This window comes from Nitrospirillum pindoramense (assembly GCF_007827955.1).
Taxonomy (GTDB): domain Bacteria; phylum Pseudomonadota; class Alphaproteobacteria; order Azospirillales; family Azospirillaceae; genus Nitrospirillum; species Nitrospirillum amazonense_B.
Map to the genome: position 1 here is coordinate 266,735 of NZ_VITR01000005.1, position 22,374 is coordinate 289,108.

General features: G+C 68.9%; 19 protein-coding genes. 11 read left to right on the plus strand and 8 right to left on the minus strand.

Annotation, left to right across the window (positions count from 1 at the left end):
• Window positions 1-249 precede the first annotated feature (249 nt).
• Complete coding sequence (locus FBZ90_RS10280) at window positions 250-699, plus strand: toll/interleukin-1 receptor domain-containing protein (RefSeq protein ID WP_186455715.1); 450 nt, start codon at window positions 250-252, stop codon at window positions 697-699.
• A gap of 16 nt (window positions 700-715) precedes the next feature.
• Here the strand turns inward: FBZ90_RS10280 and FBZ90_RS10285 are convergent, their stop codons facing one another.
• A complete protein-coding gene (locus FBZ90_RS10285; RefSeq protein WP_145731703.1) occupies window positions 716-940 on the minus strand; it encodes a hypothetical protein in 225 nt (74 codons plus the stop codon).
• Window positions 941-1,123: 183 nt separating this feature from the next.
• Here FBZ90_RS10285 and FBZ90_RS10290 point away from each other — a divergent pair, with 183 nt between their 5' ends.
• The gene (locus FBZ90_RS10290; RefSeq protein WP_145731705.1) at window positions 1,124-2,149 is read left to right on the plus strand and encodes an NAD-dependent epimerase; all 1,026 of its coding nucleotides are present in this window, start codon (window positions 1,124-1,126) and stop codon (window positions 2,147-2,149) included.
• Window positions 2,150-2,156: 7 nt separating this feature from the next.
• Here FBZ90_RS10290 and FBZ90_RS10295 read toward each other — a convergent pair whose 3' ends face one another.
• Both FBZ90_RS10295 and asnB read right to left on the minus strand, forming a co-directional pair.
• Window positions 2,157-2,453: a putative quinol monooxygenase gene (locus FBZ90_RS10295; protein ID WP_145731707.1), complete on the minus strand. Its 297-nt coding sequence runs from the start codon at window positions 2,451-2,453 to the stop codon at window positions 2,157-2,159.
• Window positions 2,454-2,496: 43 nt separating this feature from the next.
• Window positions 2,497-4,407 (minus strand): asparagine synthase (glutamine-hydrolyzing), encoded by a 1,911-nt coding sequence (gene asnB / locus FBZ90_RS10300; protein ID WP_145731709.1) that lies wholly within the window; start codon window positions 4,405-4,407, stop codon window positions 2,497-2,499.
• Between the two features lie 243 nt (window positions 4,408-4,650).
• Between asnB and FBZ90_RS10305 the strand changes: the two genes are divergently transcribed.
• From FBZ90_RS10305 to FBZ90_RS10315, 3 genes are all read left to right on the plus strand, one after another.
• Window positions 4,651-5,658, plus strand: a complete 1,008-nt coding sequence (locus tag FBZ90_RS10305) for an alpha/beta hydrolase (RefSeq protein WP_145731711.1) — start codon at window positions 4,651-4,653, stop codon at window positions 5,656-5,658.
• A 34-nt stretch (window positions 5,659-5,692) separates the two neighbouring features.
• Window positions 5,693-6,193 carry a Cys-tRNA(Pro) deacylase gene (ybaK, locus tag FBZ90_RS10310; RefSeq protein WP_145731713.1) on the plus strand — a complete coding sequence of 167 codons (501 nt, stop codon included), beginning with the start codon at window positions 5,693-5,695 and terminating at the stop codon, window positions 6,191-6,193.
• Between the two features lie 124 nt (window positions 6,194-6,317).
• Entirely contained in the window at window positions 6,318-7,250 is a 933-nt protein-coding gene (locus FBZ90_RS10315) for a substrate-binding periplasmic protein (RefSeq protein WP_145731715.1), read from the plus strand.
• Here FBZ90_RS10315 and cobD read toward each other — a convergent pair.
• Complete coding sequence (gene cobD, locus FBZ90_RS10320) at window positions 7,223-8,287, minus strand: threonine-phosphate decarboxylase CobD (RefSeq protein ID WP_145731717.1); 1,065 nt, start codon at window positions 8,285-8,287, stop codon at window positions 7,223-7,225. The two genes, FBZ90_RS10315 and cobD, sit on opposite strands and share 28 nt — an antisense overlap.
• A 16-nt stretch (window positions 8,288-8,303) precedes the next feature.
• Between cobD and cbiB the strand changes: the two genes are divergently transcribed.
• Window positions 8,304-9,287, plus strand: a complete 984-nt coding sequence (gene cbiB / locus FBZ90_RS10325) for an adenosylcobinamide-phosphate synthase CbiB (protein ID WP_145731719.1) — start codon at window positions 8,304-8,306, stop codon at window positions 9,285-9,287.
• Between the two features lie 5 nt (window positions 9,288-9,292).
• Here the strand turns inward: cbiB and bluB are convergent, their stop codons facing one another.
• The 4 genes from bluB to cobU are packed head-to-tail and all read right to left on the minus strand — an operon-like array spanning window position 9,293 to window position 12,601.
• Window positions 9,293-9,946, minus strand: a complete 654-nt coding sequence (gene bluB, locus FBZ90_RS10330) for a 5,6-dimethylbenzimidazole synthase (RefSeq protein ID WP_145731721.1) — start codon at window positions 9,944-9,946, stop codon at window positions 9,293-9,295.
• Window positions 9,943-11,433 (minus strand): cobyric acid synthase, encoded by a 1,491-nt coding sequence (locus FBZ90_RS10335; protein WP_145731723.1) that lies wholly within the window; start codon window positions 11,431-11,433, stop codon window positions 9,943-9,945. Before FBZ90_RS10335 ends, bluB begins: the two co-directional genes overlap by 4 nt.
• Entirely contained in the window at window positions 11,433-12,062 is a 630-nt protein-coding gene (gene cobO / locus FBZ90_RS10340) for a cob(I)yrinic acid a,c-diamide adenosyltransferase (RefSeq protein ID WP_145731725.1), read from the minus strand. The genes FBZ90_RS10335 and cobO overlap by 1 nt, the downstream gene beginning before the upstream one ends.
• Window positions 12,063-12,082: 20 nt before the next feature.
• Window positions 12,083-12,601: a bifunctional adenosylcobinamide kinase/adenosylcobinamide-phosphate guanylyltransferase gene (gene cobU / locus FBZ90_RS10345; protein ID WP_211101978.1), complete on the minus strand. Its 519-nt coding sequence runs from the start codon at window positions 12,599-12,601 to the stop codon at window positions 12,083-12,085.
• A 346-nt stretch (window positions 12,602-12,947) separates the two neighbouring features.
• Here cobU and FBZ90_RS10350 point away from each other — a divergent pair, with 346 nt between their 5' ends.
• The 5 genes from FBZ90_RS10350 to FBZ90_RS10370 all read left to right on the plus strand — a co-directional run bounded on the left by FBZ90_RS10350 (window position 12,948) and on the right by FBZ90_RS10370 (window position 22,360).
• Window positions 12,948-14,132 (plus strand): glycosyltransferase 87 family protein, encoded by a 1,185-nt coding sequence (locus FBZ90_RS10350; RefSeq protein ID WP_145731727.1) that lies wholly within the window; start codon window positions 12,948-12,950, stop codon window positions 14,130-14,132.
• A 229-nt stretch (window positions 14,133-14,361) separates the two neighbouring features.
• Complete coding sequence (locus FBZ90_RS10355) at window positions 14,362-17,577, plus strand: efflux RND transporter permease subunit (RefSeq protein WP_145731729.1); 3,216 nt, start codon at window positions 14,362-14,364, stop codon at window positions 17,575-17,577.
• 13 nt (window positions 17,578-17,590) lie between these two features.
• Window positions 17,591-18,757 carry an efflux RND transporter periplasmic adaptor subunit gene (locus tag FBZ90_RS10360; protein WP_186455716.1) on the plus strand — a complete coding sequence of 389 codons (1,167 nt, stop codon included), beginning with the start codon at window positions 17,591-17,593 and terminating at the stop codon, window positions 18,755-18,757.
• A 517-nt stretch (window positions 18,758-19,274) separates the two neighbouring features.
• Window positions 19,275-20,042, plus strand: a complete 768-nt coding sequence (locus FBZ90_RS10365) for a substrate-binding periplasmic protein (RefSeq protein WP_145731733.1) — start codon at window positions 19,275-19,277, stop codon at window positions 20,040-20,042.
• 89 nt (window positions 20,043-20,131) lie between these two features.
• A complete protein-coding gene (locus FBZ90_RS10370) occupies window positions 20,132-22,360 on the plus strand; it encodes a helicase-related protein (protein WP_145731736.1) in 2,229 nt (742 codons plus the stop codon).
• Window positions 22,361-22,374: the final 14 nt, after the last annotated feature.

The window sequence follows — 22,374 nt, forward strand, 5'->3', positions numbered from 1 at the left end:
TCAGCGGTACGGCGTGAGGAAACGGCCGGGGCTTTCCCCGGCCGTTTTCTTTTGGCGCCGCCCCACCTCCTGGCCAAACGGCCAACCCCTTTCGCGCCGGGGCCATCGCGTTGACACGAGAACAAAAGAGGAACAATATCGGCCATGGGGGACCGGCGCGCCGTGCTGGCCGGCGGCCCCGTCGCGGGAGCCACCCGCACGCGCCAGCACTCGGAAAATCCTTAAGTGTGGTATCGGCGGAGGGCTGCCGTGGTGCGCGTGTTCATATCCTATTCCCATGTCGACGAGGCATTGCGCGACCGGCTGGAGGTGCATCTGGCGCCGCTGAAGCGCCAGGGCGTGGCGGTCTGGCATGACCGGCGCCTGCTGGCCGGCGACGCGCTGGAGGACGGCATCGGCGCCGCGCTGGCCGAGGCCGACGTGGTGCTGCTGCTGGTCAGTCCGGACTTCCTGGCATCCCCCGCCTGCCATGACGGGGAGATGCAGCACGCGGTCGACCGCCACCGGGCGGGACGGGCGCGCGTGATCCCCGTCATCCTGCGGGCCTGCGACTGGCTGTCCACGCCCTTGCGTCACCTGCTGGCGGTGCCGCGCGACGGGCGGCCCGTCACGCTGTGGCCGGACCAGGACCAGGCCCTGCACGAGGTCGCGCTGGCCATCCGCCGGGCCGTGCTGGAACGCACCCCCCTGGCCAGTTGAGACGGTGACGGCACGCTCAGTCGCGACCGGCGGCCCCCCCCATCACCACCACCGGCGTCCAGCCCCGCGGGCGGTCGCCGGCCAGGCGCATGGAGGGCACACCGTCGCCGGCGCGATCCAAATCGACAATTTCTCGCAATCTGCGAGCCAAAATGGGATCGCCCGCGGCGTCCAGCTCATCGGCCGCGCGCTCCAGTTTGCGGCGGATTTCCTCGGCATCATAGTGGATGATGTTTTCCATGGCGGCACCTGCGACAATCATACACATGCCATTAACGCAAGGCGCATGCCATCCCGGCCACGTCACAAATGCGACATCAAGCGACTGTCGCGCCGCGCGGGCCGACGTGGTAGGCAAAGGCCTTCACGCGTCATCACGGCCCAAGTCTTTCAAGGGCCAGTTCTTTCAGGAAAATCCGCAACGATGTCCCCTGTCCTGGTTACCGGCAGCGCCGGTTTCATCGGCAACCATGTGGCATTGGCCCTGCTGCGGCTGGGCGTGCCGGTGGTGGGGCTGGACAACCTGACCCCCTACTATGACGTGGCCCTGAAAGAGGCGCGGCTGGATCGCCTGCGGCCCTTTCCCGGTTTTACCGAGGCGCGCATCGACCTGGCGGACCGCGCCGCGGTGGCGGCCCTGTTCCACACCCACCGCTTCGCCCGGGTGGTACACTTGGCGGCCCAGGCGGGTGTGCGCTACAGCCTGGATCATCCGGCGGCCTATGTGGACAGCAATCTGGTGGGCTTCGCCAACATCCTGGAAGGCTGCCGTGCCGGAGCCGTGGGCCATCTGGTCTACGCATCCACCAGTTCAGCCTACGGGGCCAGCACCGCCATGCCCTTCAGCCCGCATGGCGGGGCCGACCATCCCATGACGCTCTATGCCGCCACCAAGCGCGCCAATGAGTTGATGGCCCATTCCTACAGCCACCTGTTCCACATCCCCGTGACCGGCCTCAGGCTTTTCACGGTCTACGGTCCCTGGGGCCGGCCCGACATGGCGCTGTATAAATTCGCCCAGGCCATCGTGGAGGGTCGGCCCATCGAGGTGTATGGCGAGGGGCGCATGCGGCGCGACTTCACCTACATCGACGATGTGGTGTCCGCCATCCTGGCCCTGCTGGACCGCACGCCCACGGTCGACACCGCCTGGGACGCCGCCAAGCCCGACCCGGCCAGCAGCGGCGTGGCGCCCTATCGCCTCTATAATGTCGGCAGCGACCGGCCGGTGGACCTGATGCGCTATGTCCGCCTGCTGGAGGAGAAGCTGGGCATGACGGCGGACATCCGCCTGCTACCCATCCAGCCGGGCGACGTGCCCGCCACCTGGGCCGACATCGACGACCTGGCGCGCGATATCGGCTACGCCCCCGCCACATCGGTCGAGGAGGGCGTGGGCCGGTTCGTGGAGTGGTTCCGCGCCTATCACGCGGCCCAACAGCCAGTGTGACGGGCCGTCAGGCGACCTCGACCGGGTCCAGCACCATGGCCGTGCGCTCGGCCACGTCGTTGATCTTGGACAGGTAATTCTGGAAGTGGGTCGTGGCGCGGTGCGCGGCGATGGCGGCGTTGTCCACGTACAGTTCGTCCAGCACGAAACGGTTGGGGTCGGCCTGATCCTGCCAGATGTCCCAGCGCAGGTTGCCGGGCTCGCCCCGCGAGGGCGCCACCATGCCGGCCAGCAGGGCCTTCAGCTCATCCAGCTTCCCCGGTCGGGCGATGAGGACGGCCGTTATCTTCACGGGATGGGTCATGGACTCTTTCCTTTCCAGAGGTGCGGGGGATGGGGGGGGATGTTCAGTCGACATGGGCCACCGTCGCCTTCCACGACAGATAGGACAGGATGGTCCATAGCCGCCCCGCGTGATCATGCCGGCCGGACAGATGCTGCCGCCAGAGGGCCGAGGCCACCGGGCCCTGGATCAGGCCGTCGCCGGCAGCGCCCTCGATCAGCCCGGCCGCCCAGTCGCGCAAGGGGCCGCGCAGCCAGGTGCCCAGCGGGGCGCCGAAGCCGGTCTTGGGCGCGGCGACGACGCCCTGGGGTAAACGATCCGCCAGCAGGCGGCGCAGCATCCATTTGCCCCGCCCATCGCGCAGGCGCTGGTTCAGCGGCAGGCGCAGGCCCCACTCCACCACCCGCGGGTCCAGCAGGGGGGCCCGCGCCTCCAATCCCGCGGCCATGCTGGCGCGGTCCACCTTGACCAGCACGCCATCGGGAAGGTAGCGAGCCAGGTCGCGCAATTGCAGGCGCAGGGCAGGGTCGCCCCCGTCAGGCAGGACCAAGGTTGGGTTGGAAGATGCGACGCCTGGGCGCAACAGGATTTCGGCCTTCATGCCCAACATGGCGATATAGGCCGCCTCCTCGTCCACCGCCGCCACGGCGGCCAGGAACTTGCCCACCTTGTCGGCCGGCTGGCGCAAGTGCGGCCTCAGCAGATGGGCGGCGCCGTCGATCCAGGCGTCGGGCAACGCCGCATCCAGGCGCGCCAGCCCCTGGCGCAGCCAGCGCGGCCGCTGGCGCCAGCGGGCGACGGCCCCCGCCCACAAATGCCGGGAATAGCCGCCAAAAGCCTCGTCCCCACCGTCACCCGACAGCGCCACCGTCACCTGCCGGCGCGCCAGGCGGCACAGCAGGGCGGTGGGAATGGCGGAGATGTCGGCGAACGGCTCGTCATACATGCCGGCCAGGTGGGGCACCAGGTCCACCGCGTCGGCGGCGGTCACGCGCAGGGTGGTGTGATCGGTGCCCAGGGCCCGGGCCGTGGCCTCGGCGGCGGCGGACTCGTCGAAAGCCGCCTCCTCGAACCCGATGGTGAAGCTGCGGATGGGCGTGGCGCTCTGTTCCTGCATCAGGGCCGCTACCAGGGCGCTGTCGATACCACCGGACAGGAAGACACCCAGCGGCACGTCCGAGACCATGCGCCGGCGCACGGCGTCGGCCAGAAGGTCGCCCGTCCGGCGCAGGGCTTCGGAATCCGGCAGCGCCAACGGCTCGGCCAAGGCCTGACGGCCAGCCTCCGCCACGGACCAATAGGCGCGCGTCTCGGACGCGCCCTCCGCCGACAGGGTCATGCAGGTGCCGGGGGGCAGTTGCCGGATGCCAGTGAAGGCGGTTCGCGGCGCGGGAATGAAGCCATGGCGGAAATAACCAGCCAGCGCCGCCTCGTCCGGCACGGCGCGATAGCCCAGTTCGGCGCGGATGGCCTTGAGTTCGGAGGCGAACAGCAACACGCCGTTGGCCAGCGACCAGTATAGCGGCTTTTCCCCCAGGCGGTCGCGCACCAGCATCAGCCGGCGCTCCGCCGCCAGCCAGATGGCCAGGCCGAACATGCCATTGCAGGCGGCCAGTGCCCGGTCGGCGCCCCAGCGGGCGATCGCCTCCACCAGCACCTCGGTGTCGGAATGGCCGCGGAAGAGCACGCCCTCGCCCAGCAATTGCCGGCGCAAATCCTGGTAGTTATAGATTTCGCCGTTGAAGGCGATGGTGACGCGCCCATCGGCGGAGGTCATGGGCTGGTGGCCCTGCGGGGACAGGTCGATGATGGCCAGGCGGCGGTTGGCCAGCGCCACACCGGCGGCGTCATCCTGCCACACCCCCCGGTCGTCGGGCCCGCGATGGGCCAGGCGGTCGATCATCGCCCCGGCCTGGCGCGCCAGCCGGTCGCCAGCCGCGCCGCCGAATACCCAAAGCCCCGCAATGCCGCACATCGTCCCGCCCCGTGGTTCCGGTTCCCCCGCCCGGGGGATGTTCAGGAATACAGGGCCTTACCGGTGACCCGCCAGCGAATTGCGCCGATGGCGGGCCTTAAGGCGTTATCCAGGCGCCTGGATCGAAGGCGGTGTCACTCCATGAATAGAACATTTTATAGATGTGATATTATCAATATCACATGTTGACTGGGTGTTTATGAGATAACATACTGCTCCATGTCGTGATTTTGTGAGGGTGCCATGGCCGCCAGTTCCGCCCCGACGCCGACTGAGGATGACGCCGCCTTTTTCGTGCCGAACGATGTGCCGCCGGCGCTGGCCGAGTTGTTGCGCGACATGGGACCGCCCCGCTTTCGCGACGTGCCCTTGGACGCCTTGCGTACCGGCTATGTCGAAAGCCGCCGTCCGCTGGCGCCGGAGCCGCCGGCCCTGGCCTCGGTCATGGACCAGATCATCGGCGGGCCGGGCGGCCCGCTGCGGGTGCGGGTGTACCGCGCCAGCTTCGGATGGCGGCCGGTGCCGGCGCTGCTGTTCCTGCACGGCGGCGGCTGGACCATCGGCAACCTGGAAAGCCACGACATCCTGTGCCGCCAATTGGCGGCCGCCTCCGGCCATACCGTGGTGGCGGTGGATTATCGCCTGGCGCCGGAACACCCTTATCCTGCGGCGCTGGATGACGCCTGGGCCGCCCTGACCTGGCTGGCTGCCAGTGCCGAGCGGCTGGCCATAGACCCGCTGGCCATCGGCGTGGCCGGCGACAGCGCGGGCGGCAACCTGGCGGCTGTGCTGGCCCTGAAGGCCCGGGACGAGGGCGGGCCGCACCTGAAGACCCAGGTCCTGATCTACCCCTGCACCGACCTCACCGCCGACCGCCCGTCGCACCACCGCCGCGCCACCGGCTATCTCATGAGCCGGGAGCAGTACCTGTGGTACGTGGACAATTACACCGCCGGCGCTGACCGCCGTGACTGGCGCCTGTCCCCCCTGCTGGCCGACAGCCTGGCCGGGCTGCCCCCCGCCGTCATCCTCACCGCCGGCCTGGACGTGCTGCAGGATGAGGGGCGGGAGTATGCCGCCCGCCTGGCCGGCAGCGGCGTGCCGGTGCTGCACACCGTTTATCCCGACATGGTGCATGGCTTCATCACCCTGGGCGGCCGCCTGCCCCAGGCGCACAAGGCCGTGACCGACATCGCCAAGGGACTGGCATCCTTCGACATTTACAATTTCATCGACGGCGCCGGCATCTGATACGCTGCCCCTGGAGAAAGGGGCACGAGGTATCATGGCAACCAAGGGAACACCGGCGGTGCGCGCGGTGGAGGCGGCGGGTGTCGCCTATCGTCTGTTGGAATATGACTACGACCCCAACGCCGCCGCCATCGGACTGGCGGCGGCGGAAGCGTTGGGCCTGGACCCCGCCCTGGTCTACAAGACGCTGGTCTGCCAGTTGGAGGGCGGCCCGGCCCCGGGCTTGGCCTGCGCCATCATTCCGGCGGCCGCCCGGCTGGACCTGAAGGCTCTGGCCGCCGCCGCCAAGGCCAAGAAGTCCGACCTGGCGCCCCAGGCGGTGGCGGAACGCAGCAGCGGCTACGTCGTGGGGGGCATCAGCCCCTTGGGCCAGCGCCGCAAGCTGCCCACCTTCCTCGATCGCTCGGCGGAAGCGCTGGCTGAAATTATCGTGAACGGCGGCCGGCGGGGCCTGCAACTGGCGCTGGCCCCGGCCGACCTGATCAAGGCCGCCGACGCCCAGTGGGCCGATATCACGGTGCGTCAGGGGCCATAGTCATTCGGCGCCGCTAGTAAACCCACCCGCAAGAACTTTTCATGCCCCGTTGCCAAAGGCGGCGACCGGATTGAACATGAGGCCATCCTGACGGTGCGGGTCAACGCCGTCGGAGGGAGAGTCCATGCGCGAAACCAGCCGCCTCGCCCCGGTGCTGCGTGCGGTCGGGATGATCTGCATCCTGGTTCTGGCCGCCCTGTTCACTGCCGGGCGCGCCCAGGCCGTTGACGCGCCGGCCGGTGCGGAAGCGCCCCTGGTCATCGTCTACCCCCGCTACAGCGACGATGGGGAGGACACACGCAGCCTCTATCCCCTGGGACTGCTGCGGCTGGCCCTGGACAAGGTGGGCGTGCGCTATGAACTGCGCCCCAGCGAACGGGTAATGGGCCATTCCCGCGCCATCGCCGCGCTGCGCGCCGGCGCGGAAATCAACCTGATCTGGACGGGCACCACGGCGGAAATGGAGCGGGATCTGAACCCCATCCGCATGCCGTTGACGCGGGGCCTGCTGGGCCATCGGCTGTTCATCATCCGCAAGGCGGACCAGGACCGGTTCTCCGCCGTCCACACGCTGGAGGATTTGCGCCGGCTGACCGCCGTCCAGGGGATGGGCTGGCCGGACGTGGACATCATGCGCGCCGCCGGCCTGCCGGTGGAGGCGTTGCGGTACGACCTGCTGTATTCGGTTTTGCAGCATGGGCGCGTGGATTACCTGCCGCGTAGCGCTTTCGAAATCTATGAGGAGCTGGCGTCACGCCAGGCGGCCTTCCCCGACCTGGCGGTGGAGAAATCCCTGGTCCTGGTCTATCCCTTCGACATGTATTTCTTCACCCGCAAGGAAGACACAGCCCTGGCACAGATTGTGGAGCGGGGGTTGTTGCAAGCCTATCAGGACGGTTCCTTCCTGAAATACTTCAACAATGCCCCCTTTGTCCGCCAGTTGATGGTCAACGCGGACTTGGAAGGGCGGCGACGCATCGTCATTCCCAACCCCTTGCAGTCGCCGGAAACGGCGGCCCTGCCCAGCAACTATTGGCTGGGAGGCCAGCCGCCCTGACACTTGGCAAAGGACGCCAGCGCCCTGGCGAGACGGTCCACCGCATCCCGGTCCGGCGGCAGGCCCAGCCGCAGCCAGCCTTCACGGCCCCGATGCTCCGGGAATGACCGGGTCCATAGGCCGGACTGGGCCAGATGCCGCCAAAGATGCCGGGCGTCGCCCGCGTCCAGCAGCCGATAAAGGGCCGTGCCGCCCACCACCGGCAAGCCCACCCCGCGCACCATGCCATCCAGGGCATCGGCCGCCGCGGCCAGCCGGCGCCGGGTCTCCGCCTGCCAGTCCAGGTCCGCCAGCGCCACGGCACCCACAGCCAAGGCCGGGCCGCTGACCGCCCAGGCGCCGAGTTCCGCCCGCACGGCGTCCAGCAGCGGCGCCGGCGCCAGCATGAAGCCCAGGCGCAAGCCGCCCAGGCCGAAGAACTTACCGAAGGACCGCAGAAGGATGAGCCCCGGCCGGCCGGCATGGCCGCACAGGCTACGGCCGGGATCGAGATCGGCGTAAGCCTCGTCCACCACCAGCCAGCCGCCCCGCGCGGCGAGATCGGCCGCCCTGTCGAGCAGCTCCGCCGGGCCCCATGTCCGGCCATCGGGATTGTTGGGGTTGCACACCACCAGGACGTCGGCGGTGTCCGGCGCCCCTTCCGGCGCGGGCACCAGCCGCACCCGGTGGCCACCGGCGGACCAGGCGCGGGTATGGTCGCCATAGGTAGGACCGACGATGGCGACTTCCCCCCGGGGCCGCAGCCGCGGCAGGGTCTGGATCAGCAGTTCCGAACCGGGCGCCGCGATCAGGCTGTCCGGCCCTGGCGCGCCATATGCCCCGGCCGCCGCCGCCAGCAGGGCATCCATGGCGCCCCGGGTGGGCAGGGCGGCCCAGGCCGATGGCGGCAAGGTCGGCAGGGGATAGGGCCAGGGGTTGATGCCGGTGCTGAGGTCGATCCAGGGCGCCGGCGCGTCCGGGAACAGGCGGGCGGCCTGGGTCAGGTCACCGCCATGCCGGATGCCGTCACGCCCCTGCGGCGCGGCGGCGTCGTTCATGCTAAACCCCTGGTCCATGACGCTCTTTCCCGCCCTGTATCCCGCACTGCCCTGGCTGACCCTGGCCGCCCTGGCGCTGGAGGCCCTGCTGGGCTATCCCGACGCGCTGTACGCCCGCATCCGCCATCCGGTGGTATGGCTGGGCGCCCTGATCGGCCGGCTGGATCGCGCCTGGAACCGGACCAGCCGGTCGGCGACGGCGCGCAAGGCGGCCGGCGTGGTGGCCGAGCTGGTGCTGGTGGCGGTGGCGCTGGCCGTCGGCGTCGCGGCGCAGGCCCTGCTGTCCCGGCTGGGTGGATTTTGGGGCACCTTGGCCACCGGCCTGGCCGCCAGCAGCCTGCTGGCGCAGCGCAGCCTGCACCGCTTCGTCGCCGCCGTGCCGAACGCCCTGCGCCAGCGCGGGCTGGAGGGTGGGCGGGAGGCGGTGTCCCATATCGTGGGCCGCAACCCCGCCAGCCTGGACGAGGCCGGCGTGGCCCGCGCCGCGATCGAAAGCCTGGCGGAGAACTTCTCCGACGGGGTGGTGGCGCCGGTCTTCTGGCTGGCGGTGGGGGGGCTGCCGGGCCTGCTGGCCTACAAGGCCATCAACACCGCCGACAGCATGGTGGGCCACCGCACGCCGAGGCACGAGGCCTATGGCTGGGCCGCCGCCCGGCTGGACGACCTGGTGAACCTGCCCGCCTCCCGCCTGACCGCCCTGCTGCTGATCCTGGCGGCCTGGACGCGGGGTGGAGCCGGCGCAAAGGCGGCCCTGGCCGCCGTGCGGCGGGACGCGGGGCGGCACCGTAGCCCCAACGCCGGCTGGCCGGAAGCGGCCATGGCCGGCGCCCTGGGCCTGCGGCTGGCGGGGCCGCGCACCTATGGCGACGTGCGGGTGGAGGATCATTGGATGGGCGACGGCCGGGCCGACGCCACCGCCGCGGACATCGACGCCGGGCTCAGCCTCTACCGCCGCAGCCTGGCCCTGCTGTGGGGCCTGGCGCTGGTGTTGGCGCTCTAAAACCCTCATCTTTGGAACAGCACTTCGGATAGCGGGTGCCGGTGTTCCCAGTGGGCGCGTTCCAGTTCAGGCACATCGTCGGGCTCGGCGGGATAGCCGATGCAGAGGTAGCCCACCAGCCGCCATCCCTCCGGCACCTCCAGCAGACCGTTCATCACCTCTGGCCGCAGGATCGAGACCCACCCCAGGCCCACCCCCTCCGTCCGTGCCGCCAGCCACAGGGTCTGGATGGCCGCGACGGCGGAATAGGCCAGGGTCTCCGGCATGGTGCGGCGCCCGAGGCCCGCGCCCTGTCCCGGGTCCGGGTCGACGAACACCGCCAGGTGGCACGGCGCCTCGCGCAGGCCGGCCAGCTTGAGGCTGGCGTACAGGTGGGCGCGGTCCTGCGACTGGGCGGCCAGCGCCTCGGCGTTGCAGCGCTCGAACTCTGCCCGCACGGCGTCACGGCGGGCGGGGTCATCCACCCGGACGAAGCGCCAGGGTTGGCTGAGCCCCACGGACGGGGCCAGACAGGCCAGGTCCAGCAGGCGTTCCAGCAAGCCATCGGGCAGCGGATCGGTGCGGAAGCGCCGCACGTCGCGCCGCCAAACCAGCAGGTCGCGGAAATGCCCCCGGAAATCGGCATCGAAGTCGGGGCAAGGCTTGTCGGGTGCGTTCATCGGCTGATGGCCCATAGCGCGTCGAGATCCAGGTGGCGTTCCGCGGCCTCGGCCAGCTCATCCAACGCCGCCTCCACCGTACCATCATAACTGTCCAGGCCGGGGGCCGCGTTCCGTCGCCGCAGCCAGGCGGCCCGCTGGTCGTCATGCCCGAACAGGCCGTGGACATAGGTGCCGGCGATGCGCCCGTTCAGGCTGACCGCCCCCTCCGCCACCCGATCACCCCCATCAGCATCCAGGTGCAACAGCGGCCGCGCCCGGTCCGGGCCCTCGGTCACGCCCAGGTGCATTTCATAGCCGGTCAGCGCCGCGCCGGTGGCGACGTCCCGCCCCGTCACGGCGCGCAACGTCTTGGCCGGCGCCAGCACCGTTTCCACCTCCAGGTAGCCCAGGCCGGGGGCGGTGCCCGGCGGCCCCTCGATGCCATCGGGGTCGGCCACAATACGGCCCAGCATCTGATAGCCGCCGCACAGGCCCAGCACCCAGCCGCCGCGCCGCACATGGCCGGCCAGGTCGATATCCCACCCCTGGGCGCGGAAAAAGGCCAGGTCGGCCAGCGTGGCCTTGGAGCCGGGCAGGATGACGCCGTGGGCGTCGCCCGGCAAGGGCCGGCCGGGCGGCACCATCTCCACCGTCACCCCCGGTTCCAGCCGCAGGGGGTCGAGGTCGTCGAAGTTGGCGATGCGCGACAGCATGGGAACGGCGATGCGCAACGCCCCGCCGGACAGCCGCCGGGCCCAGCGCGCAAGGTCCATGCCGTCCTCGGCCGGCAGGCGGGCCGCCGCCGGCTGGTGCGGCATGACGCCGAAGCAGGGCCAGTGGGTGCGCGCCTCGATCTCCGTCACGCCCTTGTCGAACAGGCGCACGTCCCCCCGGAACTTGTTGATCAGGAAGCCCCGGATCTGGGCACGGTCGTCGGCATCCAGGACACGATGGGTGCCCACCAGGCTGGCGATGACGCCGCCGCGATCGATGTCGCCGGCCAGCACCACCGGCACGCCGGCGGCACGGGCGAAGCCCATGTTGGCGATGTCGCCGGCGCGCAGGTTGGTTTCAGCGGGGCTGCCCGCCCCCTCCACCACCACCAGGTCGCACTGGCCGCGCAGGCGCTGGAAACTCTCCAGGACGGCGGGGAGCAGCTCCCCCTTGCGGCGCTGATAGCTGGCGGCGCCGGCAGTGCCGATCACCCGGCCCCGCAGCACCAGTTGCGCGCCCACGTCCGTCTGGGGCTTCAGCAGCACCGGGTTCATGTCGACCGACGGCGGCACGCCGCAGGCGCGGGCCTGCAGCGCCTGTGCCCGCCCGATCTCCCCCCCGTCCGGAGTGACGGCGGCGTTGTTGGACATGTTCTGCGGCTTGAAGGGTCGCACGCGCAGGCCGCGCCGGGTGTACGCCCGGGCCAGCGCCGCCACCAGCAGCGACTTGCCGACGTCCGAGCCGGTTCCCTGGATCATCAGCGCGCGGGCGCCCGATGCTGCGTCCCCCATCAGAAGTCGATCCCGCGCTGTGCCTTGATGCCGGCCTGGAAGGGGTGCTTCACGGCCTGGAACTCCGTCACCAGGTCGGCGGCCTCGATGATTTCCGGCTTGGCGTTGCGGCCGGTGAGCAGGACGTGGGTGTCGGGCAGACGGGCGTTCAACCCCGCGAGAACCTCGGCCACGTCCAGATAGCCATAGCGCAGGACGATGTTGATCTCATCCAGCACCACCAGATGGTACTGGGGATCGGCCAGCATGCGCCGGCCCAGGTCCCAGGCGCGGGACGCGGCGGCGATGTCGCGCGCCTTGTCCTGGGTGTCCCAGGTGAAGCCCTCCCCCATCACATGGTGGTCGATCAGGTCGGCGAAGCGCGCCAGCGCCGCCTGCTCCCCCGTCGCCCAATTGCCCTTCACGAACTGGATGAAGCCAACGCGCAAGCCATACCCGGCGGTGCGGAGCATCATGCCCAGCGCCGCCGTGGTCTTGCCCTTGCCGGGGCCGGTATGGACCATCAGCAGGCCCTTTTCCTGCGTCGCCTGGGCCACGCGCGCATCCTGCACCGCCTTGCGCTTGACCATCTTCTCGCGATGGCGCGCGGCGTCCTCATCGGATAGGGGCTGTTCAGGCGTCTCGGTCATGCTGTCCTCCCTCTGCGAACTTATTTCACTTTCAGTGGCAGCCCCGCCACCGTCAGAAAGACCTGCGATGCCAGGACCGCCAATCGCTGATGCAGGCGGCCGGCATGGTCGCGGAAGGCCCGAGCCAGGGCGTTGTCGGGCACGATGCCCAGGCCCACCTCGTTGCCCACCAGCACGATGGGCCCGGTGCAGGCGGCCAGCGCGTCCTCCAGCGCCGCGAACGCCGCCGGCACATCGCGGTCGGCCAGCATGACGTTGGTCAGCCATAGGGTCAGGCAATCCACCAGCAGCGGTCCGTGGCCATGGCGCGACAGGGCGTCAGCCAGGTCCAGCGGCGCCTCCACCGTCGTCCAACCGGGCGCGCGGTCGGCCCGGTGCTGGCGGATGCGGTCCCGCATCTCATCATCCCAGGCCTGGGCGGTGGCGATATAGATCCAGGGACCGGGCAGGCGGGTGACCAGCCCCTCGGCAAAGCGGCTTTTGCCGGAGCGGGCGCCCCCCAGAACCAGGGTCACGCCCGGTATGGCCTCGTACTCCACGTTTCCACCTCTTCCCGCCAAGCGGCACCCACGACCGTCGAGACGGGCAAAAGAGCGCGAACGCGCGCGTCTGTCGAGTGTTGAAGGAAGACCGGGGCGTTGGCCTGGAGTCGCGGGTCGCGAAACGCCCGGCGCGGACGTTCCCCTCCCCCGGATCGCGATATGGGCCCGTCAAGGCGCCGATCACCGCAACCTTACGGCGACCCGCCGCCACCCAGCATGGCGAGGAATTGCGACATTTTATCACAAATATGTAAGCGGCCGGGTTTGGCCTTGAACTTGGGCGCTAAGGTGGTACCTGTTAGGCCATACTGCCTATTACCTATGAAATAGGTCTAGCCTGACCATGTCCCGCCCGCCCGCTTCCCCCCTTGCCCGCCCGCTGGCGATTGGCCTCGCCTTGTGGGCCATCGCCCTGGTGGCGATCGAAGCGCAGGTCATAAGCGGACGCTTCGTTTCGGAATTCCACATCTATGCCGAGGCCACCTGGGCCTGGTGGCGCGGGGCGGAAATTTACGAGGACGGCATCAACGGCTTCCTCTACCTGCCGTCCAGCGCCGTCCTGTTCACGCCCTGGGCCTACCTGCCGCCACTGCTGGGCGACGCGCTGTGGCGGCTGAGCCTGCTGGCCGCCTGTTGGTGGGGCGTCGCGCGGCTGTGTCGCCTGCTGGCGCCGGCGGATTGGCAGCGGGTGTTCGGTGTCGCGCTGCTGGCCGCGCTGCCCATCGGGGTGGTCGACCTGCGCGGCGCCCAGACGGAATTCCTGATGTTGGGCCTGATGCTGGGGGGGCTGGCCGATATCGCTGAAGGCCGTTGGCGCCGCGCCGCCTTCCTGCTGGTGCTGGCCGGCGCCTTCAAGCCCCAGGCCCTGGCGTTGGTCCTGCTGGCCTTCGCCCTGTGGCCGGCGCTGCGCCTTCATCTGGCGCTATGGCTGGCGGCGGCGCTGGTTCTGTCGCTGGTGCACTGGAACCCCGGGTACGCCCTGGGCGAATATGGCCAACTGGTGCGCAAGACCATGAGCAGCGCCAACCCCGGCGGCGGCGTCTGGCATGATTTCGCCAACGGCCTGGCCACCCTGGGCCTGCCGCTGGACCTGACCGTGCAGACCGCCATCCGCGCCCTGGCCGGTGTGGCCGTCCTGGTGCTGGCGCGCGGTACGGTCAGCCGCCTGCCCGCGCCGCGCGCCGGTGCCACGGTGGCGGCCCTGATCGTGACGTATCTGCTGCTGTTCAATCCCCGCACCGTGCTGGGCCATTTCGGCGACATGGCGCTGGTCGCCGGGGCCTTCGCCGGTTGGGAATTCCATATCCGGCGCAACCGCGCCCTGGGCTGGATGCTGGTACTGCTGTGCTTCGCCCTGACCACCCATGTGTGGACGCGGGACCTGCACCTGGCCACGACCACCTGGTTCAAGCCGCTGCTGGCCTGCGGATTTGGTTTGTATGTGGTTGTCCGCTGGGTGCCGTCGCTGACCGACCTGACGCCCACCGACAGCGATACCGCTGGGGAGACACTGGCGCCCCAAAGCTGACCCGCCGTACACCCTCTTCCGAAAAATTGCAGTGACGCCGGCCACAGTGGGCATGGGAGAGTGGCAATTTTTATAGGCATGCCTAAATTCGAACCGCTGCGTATCGAAGTAGGTTCCCCTGATCCTTTAAGCGCGTTAATTATTCCGGGCTGTGCCGGGCGGGGGGCGACCCCGGCCCCTGGGCGTGGCGTTGCACTTTTTCGCATCGCGTTGCCGGAGCCCCCTCCCCATGTGGATTGTCGCCTACGCCCTGAGGCGCCCCTACAGTTTCGCCGTGCTGGCCGGCCTGATCACGCTGCTGGGCGTGCTGAGCCTGTTCAAGATGCCCACGGACATCTTCCCGGAGGTGGAAATCCCCACGGTCACCGTGGTGTGGAGCTATTCGGGCCTGGACGCGCAGGAGATGACCGGCAAGATCACCGCCTTTGGTGAACTGGCCATCATCAACACCGCCGACAACGTGGCGGAGGTGGAATCCGAAACCTCCAACGGCGTGGGCATCATCCGCACCACGTTCCAGCCGGGCGTGAACATCGACCTGGCCATCTCCCAGATCTCGGCCATCTCGCAGACCATCCTGAAGCGCATGCCGACCGGCACGCAGCCGCCGCTGATCGTGCAGTACAGCCGCTCTTCCGTGCCCATCCTGCAGCTGGCGCTGTCCTCCGACACCATGTCGGAGGCGCAGTTGTACGATTATGGCCGCATCACCATCCGGTCGCAGATCAGCGACATCCCCGGCCTGCGCCTGCCGCTGCCCTATGGCGGCAACGCGCGCCAGATCATGGTCGACATCAACCCGGACAAGCTGCGCAGCTATGGTCTGACACCCAACGACGTCAACAAGGCCATCTCCGCCCAGAACCTGAACCTGCCCTCCGGCACCGCCAAGATCGGGGACACCGAGTACCAGGTGGGCCTGAACAGCTCGCCCATCGCCGTCGACACCTTCAACGACATCCCCCTGCGTGACGTGAACGGCCGCACGGTGTTCATGCGCGACGTGGCCAACGTGCGCGACGGCGCCGCCGTACAGACCAACGTGGTGCACGCCGACGGCCAGCCCGCCGTGCTGCTGACCATCATGAAGCTGGGCGGCGCCAGCACCCTGGCCGTGGTGGACGAGGTCATGCGCCGCCTGCCGGACATCCGCAAGGCGGCCCCGGCCGGCATGCGCATCGAACCCCTGTTCGACCAGACCACCTTCATCAAGCACGCCATGGAGGGCATCCAGCACGAGGGCCTGATCGTGGGCGCGCTGGTGGCCATCCTGATCCTGCTGTTCCTGGGTGGCTGGCGCAGCACGGCCATCGTTCTGACATCCATCCCGCTATCCATCCTGACGGCGGTGACCGTGCTGTCGATGGCGGGCCACACCCTGAACGTCATGACCCTGGGCGGCCTGGCGCTGGCCATCGGCATCCTGGTGGACGACGGCACCGTGGCCATCGAGAACATCCACCGCCACATCAGCATGGGCAAGCCCCTGCGCCAGGCCATCCTGGAAGGCTCGGACGAGGTGGCCTTCCCGGCGCTGGTGTCCACGCTGTGCATCTGCATCGTGTTCGTGCCCATCTTCTTCCTGCACGGCATCGCCAAGTACCTGTTCTCGCCACTGGCGTTGGCGGTCATCTCCTCGATGCTGATGAGCTACGTGCTGTCGCGGACCCTGGTGCCCGCCATGGCCGCCTGGATGCTGCCGGCGGAACTGCGCGGCCACGGCCATGGCGAGGAGGATCATCAGGGCCCCGCGCGGCCCGCCACGGGCGTCGCGGGCGCCTGGTCCCGCTTCCATGCCGGGTTCGAGCGCGGCTTCGAACATTTGCGCCAGCGCTATCTGCGGGTGCTGGGCGGCGGCCTGTCGCGGCCCTGGGCGGTAACCGGTTTCGCCGTGGTCCTGCTGGCCTGCGCCGGCGCCACCATCCCCTTCGTCGGCATGAACTTCTTCCCCGAGGTCGACGCGGGGCAGTTCCGCCTGCACGTCCGCACCCCCGCCGGCACCCGGCTGGAGGAGGCGTCACGCCAGTTCGGCGCCATCGAGCGGGAGATCCGCAAGATCATCCCGCCCGAGGAGCTGGGCCTGATTATCGACAACATCGGCCTGCCCGACCCCGTGAACCTGGGCCTGACCGACAGCGTCACCGTCAGTTCCGCCGACGGCGAAATCCTGGGCGCCCTGACCGACAAGCGGTCGCGTCCCACCCATGAGTATGTCGAGCAGATCCGCGCCATGGTGGCCAAGGATTTCCCCGGCGTGGAGATCTTCCAGAAGCCGGGTGACATCACCAGCCAGATCCTGAACGGCGCCGTCCCCACCCCCATCGACATCCGCATCATCGGCACGGCGCGCGCACCCAACGCCCTGATCGCGGACGATTTGCGCCAACGCCTCAAGAACATCCCCGGCCTGGTGGATGTGACCCTGCGGCAGGTTACCGCCACCCCCGGCTATCGCATCGAGGTGGACCGCGCCCGGGCCGCCGAACTGGGCCTGACCCAGAACGACGTGGCGCAGGAGGTGCTGGTGTCGCTGGCGTCCTCGGGCGTGGTCAATCCCAGCTATTGGATGGACGTCAATTCGCTGGTGATCTACCCGGTGGTGGTGCAGTCGCCCCAGCGCCTGATCAGCTCGCCGGAAGACCTGCTGAACACCCCCATCCACTCCACCCGCCTGTCGACCCCGGTTCTGCTGCGCAACGTGGCCAAGCTGGTGCCGACCAAGGTGGCCGCGGACATTAGCCGCACCTCCTTCTCGCCGCGCTATGACGTCATCGCCAACGTCTCGGGCCGGGACCTGGGGTCCGTCGGCCGCGACATCACGGCCGCCATTGACGCCGTGCGTCCCCAGTTGAAGCCCGGCAACCGCATCGAGATGGGCGGCCAGATCAAGACCATGCAGCAGGCCTACGGCGACATCGCCACCGGCATGGCCCTGGCCGTGGTGTTCGTCTACATGCTGATGGTGGTGAACTTCCAGTCCTGGCTGGACCCGCTGATCGTGCTGGGGGCCACCCCGGCCGCCATCCTGGGCGGCGCCGTCATGCTGCTGCTGACCGGCACCACCTTCAGCGAGCCCGCGCTGATGGGCATGATCATGGTCATCGGCGTCGCCACCGCCAACAGCGTGCTGATGGTGTCCTTCGCCAATCAGCGGCGTGAGCAGGGACTGACACCCGTCGACGCCATGGCGGAGGCCGGCGGCGCCCGCCTGCGCCCCGTCATGATGACGGCGCTGGCCATGGTGCTGGGCATGATCCCCATGGCCCTGGCGCTGAGCGAAGGTGGGGAGCAGAACGCCCCCCTGGCCCGCGCGGTGATGGGCGGCCTGCTGTTCTCCACGCCCATGACGCTGCTGGCGGTTCCAGCATTGTATGTCCTGCTGCACCGCCGTCGCCACGCCGTGGTCGCCGCCCACCCCGTTCCCGCCGGCTCGGCCGCCGAGTGATTTTAGGAGTCTGATGATGATGAACACCGCCCCTAAGACCACCGCCCGCCGCCGGAGCTGGATGCTGGGCACCGCCGTCGTGGCCCTGGCGGCCATCGGCATGGTGTCGGCCCCGCACTTGGCCAGCGGCACCAAGGCGCCGCCGGAAACGCGACCCCAGGCACCGTTGCAGGTGAAGATCACCACGCCCAAGCCGGTGAAGTCATCCGATGGCCTGCTGTTGCCGGCCCAGACCCAGGCCCTGACCGAGTATACCGTGTACGCCCGAGTCTCCGGTTATATCGGCAAGCGCCTGGTGGACATCGGCGACATGGTCAAGGCGGGCCAGACCCTGGCCGTGATCGAGGCGCCCGACCAGGACCAGCAGTTGATGCAGGCGCGCGCGGCGCAGCATCAGGCTGAAGCCAACCTGGCGCTGGCCAAGTCCAACTACGGCCGGTCGAAGTCCCTGCTGGGCGATGGCTGGGTGACGCGTGAGACCTATGACACCCGCGAATCCGCCCTGAACGCCGCCCAGGCCGACCTGGAGTCCGCCATCGCCAACGTCAAGCGGCTGGAACAGCTGACCGCCTACAAGACGGTGACGACGGCCATCGACGGCATCATCACCCAGCGCCTGGTGGAGCAGGGCGATCTGGTGGTGGCCGACGCCAGCAGCGGCAAGGCGCTGTACCAGGTGTCGCGCCAGGATCACCTGCGCCTGGTCATCGACGTGCCCCAGGGCCAGGTGCCCGCCGTGGCGGTGGGCACCCCGGTGGACGCCAGCTTCGTGGAGTTCCCGGGCCGTACCTTCCCCGCCAAGGTGGTGCGCATCTCCCACGCGGTGGACAGCACCAGCGGCACCATGCGGGTGGAGGCTGACCTGCCCAACACCGACCTGACCATCCCGGCCGGCATGCGCGGCAACGCCCGTTTCCCGCAGGCCGGCGCCCAGGTCCTGGCCCTGCCGGTGAACACCATCGTGACCCGGCCGGACGGCAAGCGCGTCGCCGTGGTCGATGGCGAGGGCAAGGTGCGCTTCCACGCCGTGACCCTGGGCCGCGAATTCAACACCACCGTCGAGGTGGTGGGCGGGGTCAGCGACAAGGACCGCGTGGTGCTGAACCCCAACACCATGCTGAACGACGGAGACGCCGTGACGGTGGCGGAAGACGCGCCTAAGGACGCGGGCGCCAAATAGACCCCGCCCCGGCATCAGATAAGCAAACGGCCGCCCTGGGGGCGGCCGTTTTTCTTTGGCGCTGGGTGGTGCCCGCGCCAGGCATGACAGTGAAGCGGACGTTTACCAGGGCTCGCAGCCGTTGCACTCGATCGGCGCTACGGACGCCACCTTACGCTCAGCAGTCACATGGTTGCTAGCATAAATGCCGATACCAGCGAGGATCAGGCAAGCCGCAGCGATCTTCTTGAAAGACATCACTTTTCCCCCATCATAGCGCCGTCCGGAACCATCCCGGCGGCAGGCGGGAAACTTGGTGAGCAAGCACTGTGCCAACTTCGCGGCCATCTACCATCAGGACAGTTTCCAGGTCCAAAAACGGCAAGCCATTGTTAATCCGTTAAGATTTGGGCTATTAGGGAAATGGCGCCACAGTCTTAGGCAATATTATTGTTGCCTACCGGTAATAACGTCTCTTGGCGAGTAGGCAGAAATGACCCATCCTATCGTCCATTTCCATCACCTGGGGGCCTGAGCCGTGGGCGCCACCGCGAGTTTAATTGGCAGCTTGCTCTTAAGCGTTATCGCGAGTGGCACGGCCTTATCCGGGGTGACGGATCAGCCCAGCGGAAAACCGGTCATCCAGTTCCTCTACCCGGACGTAGGTCCCTTCCTGCAGGGCACGTCAGATGGCGAGGCAGTAAAAGGTCCAATCGCCCGCAGGGTTGAAACCCTGGCCTCATTGGCCGGATATGAAATCAGCTGGCTTGGGCCCATTCCCCGTAACCGCATTTTGGCGGACTTGCAGGACGGTCGCGCAGCCTGTACGCCGAACGTGATCAAAACACCGGATCGGGAAGCTCGGTTCAAGTTCACCAGTCCACTATTCCCCGGCGCCGATTGGCTTGTGATTACCCGCAAGGGCGAGGACTGGATCCGATCCTATCCCACGTTCCAAAGCCTTATCAGGGACCCTTCCCGGGTTTATGGCAACATGTTGGGCGCGTCAAAGGGACCTGAACTTGATCGCCTGGCTTCCGAGGAAGCGAACCATGTACGCCCCATCCGCGGCACCCCCGCTGACTTGGTCAAGATGGTTGCGGCCGGCCACATCGACTACACCATCGTTTCAGGTCCGGATGATGCCCAGAAGGCGGCGGTATCAGCTGGTGTAAACCCCAACGATCTCGTCATTACCCACTTCCCCGAACTGTCCGCCGTTGGCGCAGGCCGCATCATGTGCGCGGCGACGGTGAGCGATGAGGTGATCGCCGCGTTCGACAAGGCGCTGGCGAGCATGCCCTGAACCGGCCTTTGGCCAAGACGGGTGGACGGCGGCGGCGGGGCGGCCCATAAAGACGGAACCTCTTGCCCTGCCCGGTCTTTCCCGCTGCGATGACGCCCGACACATCCCCCGCCACCGATTCCGAAGCCCATACCTGGGACCCCGACCTGCTGCTGGCTATCGCCACGACGGAGGAAGGCTGCGCCACGCTGGCCCAGCTGGGACTGGTGCGCCCCAAGCAGGCGGCGGCCATGGGCCTGGTGCCCCTGCCCCTGGTGCTGCCCGACAAGGAACAGGTGTGGGTGGAGGCGGACCGGCAGGAGGAGCTGCTGGCCACCATCCAGCGGCGCGCGGCGGAGGCCGTGGCCCGGCCCGCCCTGCTGACCGCCGCCCGCCCGCCACTGCGCGAGGCGGGATTTGAGATTACCCCGGCCATCGTGCCTGACCGCGTGCGCGTCACCCAGCGGCTGGAGGTGCGGCTGCCCAGCTTCCCCCACCCCTATCGCCTGAACGTGGACCGCACCTTTTCCGTCGGTGAGCTGTCGGACCTGGATGGCGCGGGCCTGGTGGATTTGGTCAGCACCGATGGCAAGCTGAATGGACGCCGGCGCGACGCCGAAGGCAGCCTGGCCCGCCGCTTGACGGAGATCGAGGCCGAGGTTTCAAGCGACGCCGAAGCCCTGGCCGAGATTCGGGAGCGGCTGTGGCGGGCCACCCACCACCTGACGGATGCGCCGTCGGTGCTGCGCCGCTGGGAACGGGAGGTGGCGGGCTGGGCCCAGGACCGCATCCACGCCCGTGGCCGCAGCTTCGTCGACAGCCACTTCGACCTGAAGCGCTATGAGGACCTGTTCCCCCTGGCGCGCAGCATGCCGCGCCGCCTGGTGCTGGTGGTGGGCCCAACCAATTCCGGCAAGACCCACCGCGCCATGCAGGCGCTGAAGGACGCCCGCAGCGGCGCCTACCTAGCCCCCCTGCGCCTGCTGGCGCTGGAGATCATGGACCGCCTGAACAAGGAGGGCGTGGCCGCCAACCTGGTGACGGGCGAGGAGGAGATCCGCGTGCCCGGCGCCCGCATCACCGCCTCGACGGTCGAGATGCTGGACCCCGAGAGCCGCCTGGACGTGGCGGTGATCGACGAGGTCCAGATGCTGGCGGATGCGGAGCGCGGCTGGGCCTGGTCGGCCGCCCTGGTCGGCGTCCCGGCGGAAACGGTATTCCTGCTGGGCTCCCCCGACATCCGCCCGGTGGTCGAGCGCATGGCCCAGTATCTCGGCGAACCTTTGGAGGTGGTGGAGCTGGAGCGTAAGACGCCGCTGAAGCTGATCGACCGCCGGCTGGAGTGGAGCGATGTGCAAGCAGGCGACGCCCTGATCGCCTTTTCCCGGCGCGAGGTTCATTCCGTCCGCGAAACAATCCGCGCCAAGGGCCTGAGCGCCGCCGTCATCTATGGCGCCCTGGCGCCCGAGGTGCGCCGGCGGGAGGCGGAGCGCTTCACCACTGGCGAGGCCGACGTGGTGGTGGCGACCGACGCCATCGGCATGGGCCTGAACCTGCCCGTGCGCCGCGTGCTGTTCACCAGCCTGGAGAAGTTCGACGGGCATGAGGTGCGCCCCCTGTCGGGATCGGAGGTGCGGCAGATCGCCGGCCGCGCCGGCCGCTATGGCAAGTTCGAGGTGGGGGAATACGGCGTGGTCGGGCGCGGCAGCCCCAACGCCCTGCGCCATATGTACAAGGCGGCGGATGAGAAGGTGCACGCCGCCCTGTCCCTGACCCTGCGGCCCACCCGCGCCATGATGGAACGCCTGGCCACCTATGTTGGGACAGACCGCCTGGTGCCGCTGGTGGACTGCTTCGCCGCCGCCGACACCAAGGGCTCCCCCTACGCCCTGGCCGACCTGGCGCCGGTGCGCAAGATGGCGGTGGCCCTGGACGCCCGGCGCCTGGACTTCGACCGCCGCCTGACGCTGCTGTTCATGCCGGCGGACCTGGACCGCGAGACCGATGCCGACCTGGTCTATGGCATCTGCCGCGCGCTGGAGCGGGAACAGCCCCTGCTGCTGGACAACGTGGCCGGCAAGCGCATCGACAGCCTGGACGATCTGGGGTTGGAGGCGCAGTCGCGCATCTGCGACCTCTATTACTGGGCGACCCGCAAGTTCCCCACCTATTTCCCCGACCGCGAGGCCGTCACCGAACGCCGCGCCGCCGTGGCCGAGCGCCTGGCCCAGGTCCTGGCCATGCGCAGCCGCGCCCGCGCCGCCGGCGAAGGACCCAACAAGCCCAAGCCCGGTTTCAGAGGGGCGGCGCGCAAGCGCTATGGGCCCAAGCGGAAGTAGGGCCCATTAACTAT